The 14,794-nt window shown below is 60.1% G+C and carries 20 protein-coding genes; 14 read left to right on the plus strand and 6 right to left on the minus strand.

What is annotated here, in order from left to right; all coding sequences use genetic code 11:
• Positions 1-141: 141 nt before the first annotated feature.
• Positions 142-447: a type II toxin-antitoxin system RelE/ParE family toxin gene (locus tag ACYPYQ_RS08080; protein ID WP_459722576.1), complete on the plus strand. Its 306-nt coding sequence runs from the start codon at positions 142-144 to the stop codon at positions 445-447.
• A complete protein-coding gene (locus ACYPYQ_RS08085; protein ID WP_459722579.1) occupies positions 444-728 on the plus strand; it encodes an addiction module antidote protein in 285 nt (94 codons plus the stop codon). The genes ACYPYQ_RS08080 and ACYPYQ_RS08085 overlap by 4 nt, the downstream gene beginning before the upstream one ends.
• Before the next feature lie 185 nt (positions 729-913).
• Here ACYPYQ_RS08085 and ACYPYQ_RS08090 read toward each other — a convergent pair whose 3' ends face one another.
• Genes ACYPYQ_RS08090 through ACYPYQ_RS08115 form a run of 6 tightly spaced genes read right to left on the minus strand, consistent with a single transcriptional unit; the run spans position 914 to position 4,057 of the window.
• A complete protein-coding gene (locus tag ACYPYQ_RS08090) occupies positions 914-1,786 on the minus strand; it encodes a TauD/TfdA family dioxygenase (RefSeq protein ID WP_459722583.1) in 873 nt (290 codons plus the stop codon).
• On the minus strand, positions 1,786-2,421 hold the full coding sequence (locus tag ACYPYQ_RS08095; protein ID WP_459722587.1) for a hypothetical protein: 636 nt from the start codon (positions 2,419-2,421) through the stop codon (positions 1,786-1,788). The genes ACYPYQ_RS08090 and ACYPYQ_RS08095 overlap by 1 nt, the downstream gene beginning before the upstream one ends.
• Positions 2,396-2,878 carry a sulfurtransferase TusA family protein gene (locus tag ACYPYQ_RS08100; RefSeq protein ID WP_459722589.1) on the minus strand — a complete coding sequence of 161 codons (483 nt, stop codon included), beginning with the start codon at positions 2,876-2,878 and terminating at the stop codon, positions 2,396-2,398. Before ACYPYQ_RS08100 ends, ACYPYQ_RS08095 begins: the two co-directional genes overlap by 26 nt.
• A 10-nt stretch (positions 2,879-2,888) precedes the next feature.
• Entirely contained in the window at positions 2,889-3,218 is a 330-nt protein-coding gene (locus ACYPYQ_RS08105) for a TusE/DsrC/DsvC family sulfur relay protein (protein WP_459722592.1), read from the minus strand.
• Between the two features lie 39 nt (positions 3,219-3,257).
• Entirely contained in the window at positions 3,258-3,845 is a 588-nt protein-coding gene (cas6, locus tag ACYPYQ_RS08110) for a type I-MYXAN CRISPR-associated protein Cas6/Cmx6 (RefSeq protein WP_459722595.1), read from the minus strand.
• A complete protein-coding gene (locus ACYPYQ_RS08115) occupies positions 3,842-4,057 on the minus strand; it encodes a DUF6967 family protein (RefSeq protein WP_459722599.1) in 216 nt (71 codons plus the stop codon). Before ACYPYQ_RS08115 ends, cas6 begins: the two co-directional genes overlap by 4 nt.
• A gap of 278 nt (positions 4,058-4,335) precedes the next feature.
• On the opposite strand from ACYPYQ_RS08115, the gene dsrA reads away from it, so the two are divergent.
• From dsrA to nrfD, 12 genes are all read left to right on the plus strand, one after another.
• Complete coding sequence (gene dsrA, locus ACYPYQ_RS08120) at positions 4,336-5,631, plus strand: dissimilatory-type sulfite reductase subunit alpha (protein ID WP_459722603.1); 1,296 nt, start codon at positions 4,336-4,338, stop codon at positions 5,629-5,631.
• A gap of 11 nt (positions 5,632-5,642) precedes the next feature.
• A complete protein-coding gene (dsrB, locus tag ACYPYQ_RS08125) occupies positions 5,643-6,737 on the plus strand; it encodes a dissimilatory-type sulfite reductase subunit beta (RefSeq protein ID WP_459722606.1) in 1,095 nt (364 codons plus the stop codon).
• Positions 6,738-6,750: 13 nt separating this feature from the next.
• Positions 6,751-7,110, plus strand: coding sequence for a sulfurtransferase complex subunit TusD (gene tusD / locus ACYPYQ_RS08130; RefSeq protein WP_459722609.1), 360 nt, complete (start codon positions 6,751-6,753; stop codon positions 7,108-7,110).
• A gap of 10 nt (positions 7,111-7,120) precedes the next feature.
• On the plus strand, positions 7,121-7,486 hold the full coding sequence (gene tusC, locus ACYPYQ_RS08135; RefSeq protein ID WP_459722612.1) for a sulfurtransferase complex subunit TusC: 366 nt from the start codon (positions 7,121-7,123) through the stop codon (positions 7,484-7,486).
• A 10-nt stretch (positions 7,487-7,496) separates the two neighbouring features.
• Positions 7,497-7,796 (plus strand): sulfurtransferase complex subunit TusB, encoded by a 300-nt coding sequence (gene tusB / locus ACYPYQ_RS08140; protein WP_459722614.1) that lies wholly within the window; start codon positions 7,497-7,499, stop codon positions 7,794-7,796.
• A gap of 103 nt (positions 7,797-7,899) precedes the next feature.
• On the plus strand, positions 7,900-8,235 hold the full coding sequence (locus ACYPYQ_RS08145) for a TusE/DsrC/DsvC family sulfur relay protein (protein ID WP_459722617.1): 336 nt from the start codon (positions 7,900-7,902) through the stop codon (positions 8,233-8,235).
• A 27-nt stretch (positions 8,236-8,262) separates the two neighbouring features.
• A complete protein-coding gene (locus ACYPYQ_RS08150) occupies positions 8,263-8,988 on the plus strand; it encodes a respiratory nitrate reductase subunit gamma (protein ID WP_459722619.1) in 726 nt (241 codons plus the stop codon).
• A gap of 1 nt (position 8,989) precedes the next feature.
• Positions 8,990-10,519: a sulfate reduction electron transfer complex DsrMKJOP subunit DsrK gene (dsrK, locus tag ACYPYQ_RS08155; protein WP_459722622.1), complete on the plus strand. Its 1,530-nt coding sequence runs from the start codon at positions 8,990-8,992 to the stop codon at positions 10,517-10,519.
• A 21-nt stretch (positions 10,520-10,540) separates the two neighbouring features.
• Positions 10,541-12,514, plus strand: coding sequence for an NAD(P)-binding protein (locus ACYPYQ_RS08160; protein ID WP_459722625.1), 1,974 nt, complete (start codon positions 10,541-10,543; stop codon positions 12,512-12,514).
• A complete protein-coding gene (locus ACYPYQ_RS08165) occupies positions 12,514-12,885 on the plus strand; it encodes a hypothetical protein (RefSeq protein WP_459722629.1) in 372 nt (123 codons plus the stop codon). Before ACYPYQ_RS08160 ends, ACYPYQ_RS08165 begins: the two co-directional genes overlap by 1 nt.
• Complete coding sequence (dsrO, locus tag ACYPYQ_RS08170) at positions 12,882-13,598, plus strand: sulfate reduction electron transfer complex DsrMKJOP subunit DsrO (protein ID WP_459722634.1); 717 nt, start codon at positions 12,882-12,884, stop codon at positions 13,596-13,598. The genes ACYPYQ_RS08165 and dsrO overlap by 4 nt, the downstream gene beginning before the upstream one ends.
• Before the next feature lie 2 nt (positions 13,599-13,600).
• Positions 13,601-14,791, plus strand: a complete 1,191-nt coding sequence (nrfD, locus tag ACYPYQ_RS08175; RefSeq protein ID WP_459722637.1) for an NrfD/PsrC family molybdoenzyme membrane anchor subunit — start codon at positions 13,601-13,603, stop codon at positions 14,789-14,791.
• Positions 14,792-14,794: the final 3 nt, after the last annotated feature.

Genomic DNA, 14,794 nt, shown 5'->3' on the forward strand with positions numbered 1-14,794 from the left:
CGGCCATAACTGCCGGTGGTGAACTTCCTGTTTGGCGTCTGCTATGGAGAAGTCAGCTGACCGTGGGGGTATCAGTTCGATGAATGTCAACTATCAGCGCTAGCAAACTTGACTAAAGTAGCCAGCAGGATACAATGGTGCATGGTCGAAATTCGCAAAACAGAGAAATATGCCAACTGGATTGACGGGCTTCGCGACTTGCGGGCACGGATGCGGATCCTGGCTAGAGTTGAAAGACTCAGGGCTGGCAATGCAGGGGATGTAAAACCCATTGGTGCTGGTGTATCTGAAATGCGTATCGACTATGGGCCCGGATATAGAGTCTATTTTGCTAAGCGCGGCGAATTGTTGATCATTCTGCTTGCGGGAGGCGATAAACGATCTCAAGCGGCGGACATCAAAACAGTGTTGGAACTGGCTTCAAAGTTAAAGGAGGTCGAAAAATGATCACAACGACACGTTATGACGTAGCAGAACATCTTCGAACACCAGAAGAAATGGCGATGTATCTGGATGCTTGTATCGAGGAATCTGGTGGCGATGCCGCTTTCATCGCCAAAGCTCTCGGTGATATTGCGAGAGCACAAGGTATGGCTCAAGTTGCCGAGAAATCAGGACTCTCGCGCGAGAGTTTGTACAAATCTCTCTCAGGCGAACGAGTACCAAGCTTCGACACCATACTGAAAGTTACTCAGGCATTAGGCGTAAAACTGCACGCCAGCGTTTGAGCTTCACTCACCGGAAATTCCGGACTTTGTATATCACTGATGTTGTTCAATCAGATGATTCCGGAGTCGGTTAAGCATTCCATAGCAGACGTTTGACTGAAAACACCCGACCGGCAGTTATGGCCGAGAAACAGCCATTGCTGATTTCGAAACAAAGCATTTTCTAATGCGCGACGGGGTCTTTTTCAGCTGAGCGCAATGCGGTCGAGGTAACGCGCGCGGTACAGCAGCCGGGGCTGCTGCGGATCGTCGGTGAAGGCGCTGCGGTCATGCAGCACGTTGTTGCAGAGCAGGCCCATGCCGGGTTGCAGCGTGCCGTGGAAGACCAGCGGCAGATCGGCGGCGAGCAGGGCTTCCAGTGCGGCGACGGCAGCCTGGGTGGCCTCATCTTTCTTCCATTCGATGCTGCGTGTGCGGGCGGTGTAGCGCATGTGCAGCTTGCCTTCGGCATCCACTGAAAATACGGGGCCACCCTGTGCAGGACGCACGCCGTCGTTCTCATCGACACGTTCGGGGATGGTCATGGCTTCGGGCTGCATCAGCGCGGTGATGTGCGCGGGATCCTGCTCACGTAGCATGAGGTAGGCCAGTTCATGGTCCATCAGGCGGTTGTGGCCGCCGCTGGCGGCGGCGCGCACGCAGTGCAGCACCATGGCGCGTATCTGCCGTTCCGGCGGGTTGTAGTAGCCGTCGGTATGCCACTTGATGGGCTTGTCGGTGTAGGGGATGTAGTGCTGGCGGGTGCCGCCGTCGAACACGCGGATGGATGACACGCCGTCTTCTCCGGCCAGCCAGTTGGCATCCAGATGGTTCAGGCCGAACTGCTCACCGAGTTTGCGCAGGATGTTGCTGTCTTCTTCCAGCATGGGGCTGGCGTAGATGGCCATGTTGCAACGGCGGATGCGGTCGGCCAGTGCGCCATGCTCGGCGGGAGTGAGGGCGCGGGGGTCGCGCACCTCGACGATGAGGTCTTCCATCGTGCGCGGGGCGCTCGCGAGTTTGGCATCGCGCCAGCGCTGCCAGGCAGCATCGTCATCAAGGTCGAACGGGTTGTTCATCAGTCTCCGCTCGTGCTCTTGCGGGTGCGGGTCGGGCGCGGTTCCTGTTCCCACAGGCCGCGCAGCGTCTTTTCCAGTTGCTCGATGGAATAGGGTGCCTCGAAACTGATCATCGGATCGATGATCCACTTCGCATCTTCTTCGTTCAGTACCTGGCCGATGTTGTAGGCAAGCAAGCGGTAGAAGCCGTAGTCCGGTCCCTGTTCGGTGTAGTCGTAGTCGGCATATTCACCGGCACGCCGGTTCACCAGATCGATGAAGTCCTGTTTGCAGGTCGCAAGGTCGCTCTCTAGCAGTCGGCTGCGGTTCTCGGCATAGGTCTCGCCGCTGCGGTTGGCCAGGTTGCCGGTGAAGGTCGCGCGATCCTCGGCCGACAGTTGGCGGTAGGCGATGCGGTCCGCCGCGAGGATGAGGAACACCAGATACTCGGCGAGGAAATCCAGATACTGCGGACCGACGGCGATCTCGAAGTCGTACTTGCGCGTATTGCGCAGTGCACCATCGGCGATGCGCCACAGGGAAAAGGCGAGCGCGTCCGATATCTCCTGCGGCGTGCGTTCGCGACCTTCCTTGAACCAGCGGCTCTTGATGCGGATCGCGACGTGCGCCTTATCCCTTGCGGATGTAGAACTCATGCACGCCTGCCGAGGTTTCGACGGTCTCCAGCACGGTCATGCCGGTGCTTGCGGCCCAGCCTTCGATGTCCGAAGCTACGCCCGGGCAATCGCTTACCAGTTTGAGCACTTCCTTGGCCTGCATGCCGTTCAGCAGTTTCTTCGCTTCGACGATGGGGCCGGGGCAGACCGCGCCGCGGATATCCAGCGAGACGTGGGCGTGCGGATGCTTGGCGCTCTTGCCGCCTTTCTGGATGTGGTAGCCGGTGCTGCCCCCTTCCATCTTCTCGGTCTTGATGATCGAATTGCCGGTCAGCTCCGCCCAGGAGAACAGGTCGTCCGGGGTGCCGGGGCAGTTGGAGATCAGCAACAGCACCTGACCAGGGTTCAATTCGTCCACCATGCGCTTTGCGCCGATCAGCGGCTTGGGGCAGGACAAGCCCTTCATGTCCAGTACTACATGCACGTTATCCATCATCTCGTTCTCCTTAGTAGCCGCCCTTGCCGTAGGGCTGGGGCAGGCCCGCGACCTTGGCAGCCTGTTTGGCCGGGCCGGTCGGGAACAGATCATACAGCGCCTTGCTGTCGGCCTCGGGCCAGAATTCGTTCACGCCCTTGAGCATGTTGCGGAAGTTCGGGGTGTGGCCTTCTTCGCGATATTGCTCGCGCATGTAGTTGATGATCTCCCAGTGTTTCGGGGTCAGCTCGATGCCTTCGGCAGCGGCGATCACGCCCACCACTTCCTCGCTGTAATCCGGCTCCAGCAGGTAGCCGTCGTCATCGGTTGCAAGTTCGTTACCAGCTACTACGTATCCCATCGTTGCCTCCTTCGTTTGTTGAGTCAAAGTTTTCGAATGTCACTCCAGGCCGGAGATGACCTTGTACGGCACAAAGATGCCGCAACCCAGATTGCGCCCGCTACCCATACCGGCGTATTGGACACGCAAGGAATCCTCGTCTTTCAGGTCGTGCATCACCAGGCTGAAGCCGCTGATGTCCTGACCATCCGTATTCAGCCGGTGATGCCGTCCGCAGATCAGTTTGCTCTGCACTTCGAGTGCATCCAGCGCGGTCTGCACCATCTGCATGAATTCGATCTCGTCGGCAGGCCCCACCACCAGATGCGCGGCCAGGGTGGGGTAGGGCTGGATCTCGCGTGTCTTGCCTTGCCCCAGACGTACTTCGCTGTCGCCGATCTGCAAGGCTTGTTCGGAGAGCGCAAGCACGGCATCCAGCATGTCCAGCGGTGTGCGCACCAGTAGCTTGCTGCGCTTGGGGAGCAGCAGTTCGCCATTGTTGGTGGGGCCGCGCAGGGAGATCACGCCCACATCCTCGCTGTCGGCCAGGGTCGGCGCGATACGCAGCAGCGCCGCCCACAACTTGCGGGGATAGTCGGCGGGGATGCTTTCGCCGTGCAGATCGAAGCTGATCTCGATCGCGCTCATGCCTGCTGCTGGGCCTCTGCCCATTTCTGCATGACGGCGGCCCAGTGTTTGGCCGTCTCGGGGTCGATGTCGAAGATGGTGAAGCGCTTGCCTTCACGGATGCGGACGCGCAGCATGTTCAAGCCGCCTTCTTCATGGTCGACATGCTGCAGATCGATCTGCTGCTTTCCGATCGGTGCGGTGAACTGGTCGATAGTGCTGATATGTGCCATGGTTGTCCTGTGCGGGTTTCCCGGTTGCCTTAGTCAATGGGTCGGGTAATAGGGCGAGTCTAGCCGTAATGCCCCCTGCATTGGAATACTACCGGGGAAGGTAAAAGCACCCCCCATTAGAGTTACCTAACATACCCGCTCAGGGTGATGGTTTGCCGAGGGTCACCCTCGTAATATGCTCAACCATTAGAAACCGGGACGAAGAGCCCGGACAAGATCAACCAACCCTGCCGAGCACTGCACTAGCCAGAGGCAAGCAAATCGAAAGGAAAGACATTATGGCCAAGAAGCTGCATGACACCCCTAATCTGGATCAACTGGAGTCCGGCCCATGGCCTAGCTTCGTCACCGGCCTGAAGCATCTGGCCAAGGACAAGGACTATGTGGTCGACCTGCTGGGTCAACTGGAAGAGTCCTACAAGACCAAGAAGGGTTACTGGAAGGGCGGTACGGTCGGCGTGTTCGGCTACGGTGGCGGTGTGATCCCGCGTTTCACCGAGCTGAAGAACGAAGACGGTTCTCCCAAGTTCCCTGATGCTGCCGAATTCCATACGCTGCGTGTGATGCCGCCTCCCGGCATGCACTACGATACCAACACCCTGCGCAAGTTCTGCGACATCTGGGAAGAGCATGGTTCCGGCCTGATCGCCTTCCACGGCCAGTCCGGCGACATCATGTTCCAGGGCGCGACCACCGAGAACGTTCAAAAAGCCTTCGACGAGTTCAATGAGATGGGCTTCGACCTCGGCGGTGCCGGCCCGGCCGTGCGTACTTCCATGTCCTGCGTGGGTGCCGCGCGCTGCGAGCAGTCCTGCTATAACGAGGCACAGGCGCACCGCGCCGTGCTGAACACCTTCCTCGATGACATCCATCGTCCTTCGCTACCGTACAAGTTCAAGTTCAAGTTCTCGGGCTGCCCGAACGACTGCATGAACTCGGTGCAGCGCGCCGACATGGCTGTCATCGGCACATGGCGCGACAATATCCGTACCGATGAAGCGCTGGCCAAGAAGTGGTTCGCCAAGCACGGCATGGATGAGCTGGTGAACGATGTGGTCGCCCGTTGCCCGACCAAGGCCTTCCAGGTCAAGGAGATCTCCAAGATCAAGTCCGGCGAGCATATCTCCAGCGTCAAGGTGAGCGATACCCATGCTGTCGAGATCGACAACCAGGATTGCGTGCGCTGCATGCACTGCATCAACGTCATGACCGGCGCACTGGCTCCGGGCAAGGACAAGGGTGCGACCGTGCTGGTCGGCGGCAAGAGCCACCTGAAGATCGGCGGCCTGATGGGTACCGTGGTGCTGCCGTTCATCAAGCTGGATACCGAAGAAGAAGTCGAGAAGCTGGTCGATTTCGCCCAGCGTACCATCGACTTCTTTGCCGAGAACGCGCTGGAGCACGAGCGTACCGGCGAGATGATCGAGCGTATCGGTCTGGCCAACTTCCTGGATGCGATGGAAGTCGAGGTCGATCCCGCCATGGTCAATTCACCGCGCATGAACCCCTACGTCCGTACCGACGGTTGGGACGAAGAAGTCGCCAAGATCAACGCCAAGAAGCAAGCAGCCTGAGGAGATAGAAGATGAATCAAGCCGTCCAAGCCGCACCCGCAGCAAAGCGCAAGCCGAAGGAGACCGGCGTACCGGAGAATACCCAGTACCTGCACCCGACGCTGGCGAAGAACTATGGCAACTGGAAGTATCACGACCGTCCGCGTCCCGGCGTGCTGCATCACGTGGCACACAGCGGCGACGAGGTATGGTCCGTGCGTGCCGGTACCCAGCGCCAGATGGATGTCTACACCATCCGCAAGCTGTGCGACATCGCCGACAAGTTCGCAGAAGGCCGTGTGCGCTTCACCATCCGTTCCAACATCGAATTCATCGTGTCTGACGAGAAGAAGGTGGCACCGCTGATCGCCGAGCTGGAAAAGAGCGGCTTCCCGGTCGGTGGTACCGGCAACTCGGTGACCATGATCGCCCACACCCAGGGCTGGCTGCACTGCGACATCCCCGGCACTGACGCTTCCGGCGTGGTGAAGGCGCTGATGGACGAACTGTATGAAGAGTTCCGCCGCGAAGAGATGCCGAACCGCGTGCACCTGTCCACTTCCTGCTGCGAGATCAACTGCGGCGGTCAGGCCGACCTGGCCATCATCGTGCAGCACACCAAGCCGCCGGTCATCAACCATGATCTGGTCGCCAACGTGTGCGAACGCCCGACCGTCGTGGCACGCTGCCCGGTGGCGGCGATCCGCCCGGCCATGGTCAACGGCAAGCCTTCGCTGGAGATCGACGAGTCCAAATGTATGTGCTGCGGTGCCTGCTATCCCCCGTGCCCGCCGATGCAGATCAACGATCCGGAATTCTCCAAGCTGGCGATCTGGGTCGGTGGCAAGAACTCCAACGCGCGCGGCAAGCCGACCTTCATGAAGATGGTTGCCGCCGGTCTGCCCAACAACCCGCCGCGCTGGCCGGAAGTGAGTGCCGTCGTGAAGCGCATCCTCACCGTCTACAAGGAAGATGCACGTGGCTGGGAGCGTCTGGCTGACTGGATCGATCGTATCGGCTGGCCGCGCTTCTTCGAGAAGACCGGTCTGCCGTTCACCAAGTACCTGATCGACGACTGGCGCGGTTCGCGTTACAACCTGAACGCTTCGGCACATATCCGTTTCTGAGCGAGGTGACTGAATGAAGTTCGGGATCGTAGTCAACGAGGGGCCGTATCAGCATCAGGCGAGCGATTCCGCTTACCTGTTCGCCAAAGCGGCCATCGAGGCGGGACATGAAGTGTGGCGTGTGTTCTTCTATCACGACGGCGTGAACAACGCCTCGCGCCTGACCGAGCCGCCGCAGGACGACCGCAACATCGTCAACCGCTGGACCAAACTGGCGGAAGAGCACAAGGTCGACCTGGTGGTGTGCGTGGCGGCTGCATTGCGTCGCGGCATCAAGGAAGAGAACCTGGCGACGGGATTCCGCATCTCGGGTCTGGGGCAACTGGTCGAGTCCGGCATCAAGTGCGACCGTCTGGTCACCTTCGGCGATTGAGGAGAACGGAATGAGCGATCAAAAGAAATTCATGTTCGTGAACCGCAAGGCGCCTTACGGCACGATCTACGCGCTGGAATCGCTGGAAGTGGTGTTGATCACCGCGGCTTTCGACCAGGATGTCTCGCTGGCTTTCCTCGACGACGGTGTCTACCAGTTGAAGAAGGGCATGCAGACCAAGGGCATCGAGACCAAGAACTTCTCGCCCACCTACCGTGCGCTGGAAGACTACGACGTCGAGAAGCTGTACGTCGAAAAGGAAGCGATGGAAGCACGCGGTCTGAACGAGGACGACTTCATCGTCGGCGTCACCGTGCTGAGCCGTGCCGAGATGGGCAAACTGATGGACGAGCAAGACGTCGTCCTGAGTTTCTAAGGGGAAGAACATGCTACATATCGTGAACAAATCCCCGTTGACCAGCGGCACGCTGGAAAGCTGCCTGAACACCATGGTCGACGGCGGCGATGTCCTGCTGATCGAAGACGCGGTGTATGCCGCGACTGCCGGCAACGCCTTCGAATCCAAGCTGACCGCAGCCATGGGCCGTTGCAAGGTGCATGTGCTGATGCCGGACCTGGAAGCGCGCGGTCTGGGCGATCGCCTCATCGCAGGCGTGGCATCGGTGGACTATGCGGGATTCGTCGGACTGACGGTCAGCAACAAGAATTGCCAATCCTGGCTGTAACAAGAATCGCGTTGCGATAACGGTTCGCCCCACGGCGGGACATGCGGGGCGGAATGAGGGAAGAGTAGTAGTAGCAACCATTATTTTTTGAAGGAGATACAACATGGCTAGCATCGAAGTCGGCGGCAAGAGCTACGAAACAGACGAGGAAGGTTATCTGGTCAACCTGGCAGACTGGAACGCGGAAGTCGCGGACTACATCGCCAAGACAGAGAACATCGATATGACCGAGCAGCACTGGGAAGTGATCAACTTCCTGCGCGAGTACTTCGACGAGTACCAGATCGCACCGGCAGTGCGCGTGCTGACCAAGGCCATCGGCAAGAAGCTGGGTGCCGAGAAGGGCAACAGCGAGTACCTGTACGGCCTGTTCCCGTACGGTCCCGGCAAGCAGGCGTGCAAGATCGCCGGTCTGCCGAAGCCGACCGGTTGCGTTTGATCTGACGCAGGGAAGGGTGACCACACGATGAGCATGATCTTCGCAATCCTGTTCTATCTCGCGACGTTGTTGTTCGTCGTGGGGTTGCTCTCCCGTATCAAACTCTATGCGCAGACACCTGCGCCGCTGAAGATCCCGACCACGCCCGCGCCCACCACGAAGACCGGTGTGGCTTTCCGCCTGACGCGCGAAGTGGTGTTCTTCGAAAGTCTGTTCAAAGCCAATCTGTGGACGTGGGCCGCCGGCTGGTTGTTCCACACCAGCCTGTTGCTGGTCACCCTGCGCCATCTGCGCTATTTCACCGATCCCGTGTGGGGTTGGGTCGCATTCATCCAGCCGTTCGGCATCTACGCGGGCATCACCATGCTGCTGGGGCTGTGCGGGCTGTGGGTGCGCCGCCTGTTCGTCGAGCGCATCCGTTACATCTCCACCCCGTCCGACCATCTGTGGCTGGTCCTGCTCATCGTCATCGCGGTCACCGGCCTGCTGATGCAATTCGTCGCGCATACCGATGTGGTCGCCGTGAAGACCTACTTCCTCGGCCTGCTGCATCTCGACATCGGCTCGCTGCCGTCTGATGCGCTGCTGTTGCTGCACCTGTTCCTCGTTTTCGCACTCCTGGCGCTCTTCCCTCTAAGCAAGCTGTTACATGCACCAGGAGTCTTTTTTTCGCCCACCCGCAACCAGACCGACGATTGTCGCGAGCATCGCCACCTGAGTGCCTGGGCCGGCAAGTTGGAATCGGAGAAATAAGATGGCTGACTACACCGCACCAGCCTATCGCACCATCCCCATCGTCCCCGCGCTGAAGCCGGGCGCGATGGAAGGCAAGGGCCCCTTCATCGCCAACGACAAACACCAGGAAGCGCTGGGCTTCCCCGGCCAGCTGGTGGAAGACTGGCACGACAAGGCCATCGCCAAGATGGGCGATCTGCTGGGCAAGTTCCGCTCGCTGCGGGTCTACATGGACGCCTGCGTGCATTGCGGTGCCTGTTCCGACAAGTGCCACTACTTCATCGGCACGCAGGATCCGAAGAACATGCCGGTGGCGCGTCAGGATCTGATGCGCAGCATCTACCGCCGTTACTTCACCTTCGCCGGAAAATATTTCCCGAAACTGGTCGGCGCACGCGACCTGACTCGCGAGGTGCTGGACGAGTGGTACAACTACTACCACCAGTGTTCCGAATGTCGCCGTTGCTCGGTGTTCTGCCCGTACGGCATCGACACCGCCGAAGTGACCATGGCTGCGCGTGAGATCCTTGCCTCGGTCGGCATGGGCCAGAAGTATTCCAACGAGATCATCGGCAAGGTGCACAAGATCGGCAACAACCTCGGCCTGCCCGAGCCGGCCCTGCGCGACACGCTGGAAGGTCTGGAAGAGGACGTCAAGGAAGACACCGGTCTGGACATCAAATTCCCGCTGGATGTGAAGGGCGCAGAAGTGCTGCTGATCACACCGTCCGCCGATTTCTTCGCCGAACCGCACATCGACGGCCTGATCGGCTATGCGAAGGTGTTCCACGCCACCGGCACCAGCTGGACGCTGTCCTCGATGGCTTCCGAGGGCGCTAACTTCGGCATGTTCATCGGCAGCTATGAACAACTGCGCAAGATCGCGCTGCGCATCCGCGAGGCCGCGCTGGAACTGGGCGTGAAGCGCATCGTGGTGGGCGAGTGCGGCCATGCCTGGCGCGTCGCGTACAGTTTCTGGAACACGCTGAGCGGCGTGGGCGACGGTGCGGACGAGACCGACCGCTTCGCACAGATGTTGCAGAAGCAGCTCGATCACCGCTACAAGCAACCGACGCATATCTGCGAGTTCACCTGGGATCTGATCCAGCGCGACGCGCTGAAGTTCGACAAGTCCAAGAACGACAAATTCGTCATCACCATGCACGACTCGTGCAACGTGGCGCGCGGTTCGCGCATGGGCGACCTGCCGGGCGGACAGTTCGAGATCCCGCGCAACATCATCAAGGCGGTGGCCAACAACTTCGTCGAGATGGACGCGAACACCACGCGAGAGCGCACGTTCTGCTGCGGCGGCGGTGGCGGTTTGCTGACCGACGACCTGATGGACTTGCGTGTGAAGGGGGCCCTGCCACGCATGGAGGTGTTGAATCAGGCCGTGCAGGAACATGGTGTGAACTACATGGCAGCCATCTGCGCCATCTGCAAGACACAGTTTTCAAAGATCATGCCCGTCTACGGTTTCGACCGCAGGATGGTGGGCGGTGTACACCAGTTGGTCAGTAACGCGATCATCTTGGGCGATAAGTAACTTCAATCTGGAGGCATAGCGATGTCGGCAACAATCGAAACCCCAAAAAATCTGACCTTCCGTCGTTACAAGGACGGCGATAACAAGGTGAAGCGCTGGAACGAGAAGATCTTCCAGTCCAGCTATTCCTATAAGTGCCCGACCTATATCCAGTCCACACCGCCGTGCCAGGGCAGCTGCCCGGCCGGTGAGGACATCCGTGGTTATCTGGCCATCGTGCGCGGTACCGAGAAGGTGCCCATGGGCGCAGACGGCAAGACGCCCGTCATGCCATGGCAGGAATATGCCTGGCGTCGCCTGACCGAAGCCAACCCGTTCCCGGCCGTCATGGGACGCGTCTGCCCGGCACCGTGCGAATCGGGCTGTAACCGCAACGAAGTGGAAGACCACGTCGGCATCAACTCCGTCGAGCACTTCCTCGGTGAATACGCGATCGCCAACAAGCTGAAGTTCAACAAGCCCAACGTCGCGCCGACCGGGAAGAAGATCGCTGTGCTGGGCGGCGGCCCTGCAGGTCTGTCAGTGGCCTACCAGCTCACGCTGAAGGGCCATGAAGTCACCATCTTCGACGATCATGAGTTCCTCGGCGGCATGATGCGTTACGGCATCCCCGGTTTCCGTACCCCGCGCGACGTGCTGGACGCAGAGATCCAGCGCATCCTCGACCTGGGCGTGAAGACCCGCATGAAGTGCCACGTCGGCAAGGACATCACACTGGAACAGATCCGCAAGGAATTCGATGCGGTGTTCCTCGGCATGGGCGCACAGGCCGGCCGCGCCCTGCCGATCGCCGATTCCGATGCACCGAACGTGGTGACCGCGACCGCCTTCCTGAAGGCCTTCAACGACGGTCGTCTGCAGCATGTCGGCAAGCGCGTGGTGGTGGTCGGCGGTGGCGATACCTCCATCGACGTGGCGACCGTCGCCCGTCGTCTGGGCCATATCAGCCATGCCAACCCGACCGATACGGAGCTGGCGATCACCGGCCAGCTGGCACACGACGTGGCAGAGATATCCGCCAAGGAAGGTGCGGACGTCACGCTGACCTCCGTGTTCCCCATCGACAAGATGCAGGCCAACAAGCACGAGATCGAGCAGGCGCTGGCGGAAGGCATCGCCATCAAGGGCGGTCTGGTGCCGATCGGTATCAAGCGTGATGCTAACGGCCGTGCCACGGCGCTGCGCGTGATGCAGTGCGAGGCCAAGTTCGTCGGCGGCAAGCTGGAGATCAAGAACGTCGAAGGCAGCGAACAGGACATCGAAGCCGACCTGATCGTGTCCGCGATCGGACAGGCGGTCGATTTCACCGGTCTGGAAGAGTTCAACAACGGCAAGGGTGCAGTGTCCACCGACCGCAACTATGTGGTGAACGGACAGAAGGGCGTGTTCGCCGGCGGCGACGTGATCCGTCCGCACCTGCTGACCACCGCCATCGGCCACGGCTCCATCGCCGCTGACGGCATCCACAACTTCCTGCTGGGTATCGACCTGGAGAAGCGTCCCAAGATCGACGCGCACCAGTTCGACCTGATGCGCAAGCTGGCGGAGAAGGGTATCGAGATCAAGGAGAACCACGAACCGCTGCGCGGCACTTGCAACACCAATATCGCCGTGCACAACTTCGACAACCGTTCGGACCGCTACATCATCCCGCACGACAAGCTGTTCCTGGGCCACTTCGGTTTCACACCGCGCAACGTCCGCAACGTCATCACGCTGGACAAGGAGAGCGCGCTGGGCAACTTCCAGGATCGTCTGGGTGTGCTGGGCGAGAAGGAGGCCGTCTCGGAGGCCAAGCGTTGCATGAGTTGCGGCATGTGCTTCGAATGCGACAACTGCGTGGTTTACTGCCCGCAGACCGCCGTGTCGCGCGTCAAGAAGTCCGAAGCGACACTCGGTCGCTATGTCACGACCGACTACGACAAGTGCATCGGCTGCCACATCTGTGCAGACGTGTGTCCGACGGGTTACATCCAGATGGGCTTGGGTGAGTGATGAAGCTGCTCGTATCCCTGTTGCTGACGCTGAGTGTCTCGCTGGCCTGGGCCGGCGAGGCGGCATCGCCCAAGCTGGATATCGGCAAGGGCGGACAGTGCGTGGAAGATACGCAGTGGATGCGCAAGAACCACATGCACCTGCTCAAGCACGGGCGCGACGATGCGTTGCGTCTGGGCATCCGTGACGAGAAGCACAGTCTGAAGACCTGCATCGAGTGTCATGCCAGCACCAAGGATGACAGTGTGACCGCGCGTGCGGACAGCTTCTGCGTCGGTTGTCACAAGTACGAAGCAGTGAAGCTTGATTGCTTCGAGTGCCATTCCGGCACGCGCAAGAGTGCGTGGCTGCAACAGAGGAACGCGAAATGAGCGACATGGACATGGATCGTCGTAACTTCCTCAAGACCTCGGTCGGCGCGGCGGCGGTCGCGATCGCGCCGGGCATGATGTTGTATTCGGTCGCGCAGGCCAAGGGCGAAGGCGCATCGAGCAAGGTGCGCTGGGGGATGCTGATCGACACCAACCAGTGCAAGCCCGGCTGCAACGATTGTGTCACTGCCTGTAACAACGAGAACGGATTGTCCGGAGAGACCAAGGCCACCGACTCTCAATGGATACGCAAGATCGACATCAAGGACATCAGCACCGGCCGCGAGATCTCGCTGCCGATGATGTGCCAGCACTGCGAGCATCCGCCCTGCGTGGACGTGTGCCCGACCAATGCTTCCATGAAACGTGCGGACGGCATCGTGCTGGTCGACAAACACCGCTGCATCGGCTGCCGTTACTGCATGATGGCCTGCCCGTACAAGGCGCGTTCCTTCGTGCACGAACCGCTGACCGGCCAGAACCCGGACGTGCCGCGCGGCAAAGGTACGGTCGAGAGTTGCACGCTGTGCGTGCATCGTATCGACGTGGGCGGCAAGCCGGCCTGTTCCGAAGCCTGCCCGAACCAGGCGATCGTGTTCGGCGATCTGAACGATGAGAACAGCGAGATCGCCCAAAAGGTGCGCAGCGTAGCATCGGTGCAGGTGCGTGCCGATCTGCGTCTGAACCCCGGCGTCCGTTACCAGGGAATTTGACCATGTCTTCCACACCCACACTAGAATCCCTGCAATTCAAGAACCGTCTGTACTGGCTGTTGCTCGCCATCGGCGGACTGGTCGCTGCCGCCGGCATGTATGCCGTGCACCTGATGGAGCATCACGGCCACATCATCACCGGCATGAACAACCAGATCGTGTGGGGCATGCCGCATGTGTTCGCCATCTTCCTGATCGTGGCCGCTTCCGGTGTGCTCAACGTCGCCTCCATCGGCTCGGTGTTCGGCAAGGCCATCTACAAGGCGCGCGCCCCGCTGGCCAGCCTGCTTTCCATCGCAATGCTGGCGGGCGGTCTGACCGTGCTGATGCTGGACCTCGGCCGTCCCGACCGCATCATCGTCGCCGCCACCAACTACAACCTGACCTCGGTGTTCGCCTGGAACGTGCTGTTGTATTCCGGCATGGTCGGTCTGGTCGTGGTCTACCTGTGGACCATGATGGAGCGCCGCATGAACCCGTACAACAAGGCCGCCGGTATCGGCGTGTTCGTGTGGCGCTTCGTGCTGACCACCGGTACCGGCCTGATCTTCGCCTTCCTGACCGCACGCCAGGCCTACGGCTCCGCGTTGCTGCCGCCGATGTTCATCGTGCTGTCCTTCGCATGGGGCATGGCGGTGTTCCATCTGGTGCAGACCAGCATCTACATGTGGAACGAGAAGGTCATCGATCCAGCCATCCTGCAGCGCAAGAAACACCTGCTCGGCGTGTTCGTGCTCGGCTCGCTGTACATGGTCGCCACCTACCATCTGACCAACGCCTATTTCTCGCAGCAACAGGGATTCGAGCGCTTCATCCTGATGGACGGCGGTATCTATCCGTCGCTGTTCTGGTGGGGTTATGTGTTGCTGGGCAACATCGTGCCGCTGGCCTTGTTGTACACGCCAGGCATCCGGCGCGACCGCTGGGCTGCGCTGGCGGCTTTGCTGATCATCCTCGGCGGGTTCGCGCTGCTGTACGTGTTCATCATCGGTGGACAGGCTTGGCCGCTCAACCTGTTCCCAGGTTATGAAGTGACTAGCAGCTTCGCCGACGGACAGATTGCCGCCTACAGTCCCTCGATCTACGAGTTCCTGTTGGGGCTGGCTGGATTGTCGATTGCCTTCCTCATCACCACCGTCAGCGTACGTGTGCTGAACTTCATGCCGCAGGACAAGCCGTATATCGCGGATTGATCC

This window comes from Sideroxyarcus sp. TK5 (assembly GCF_054601595.1).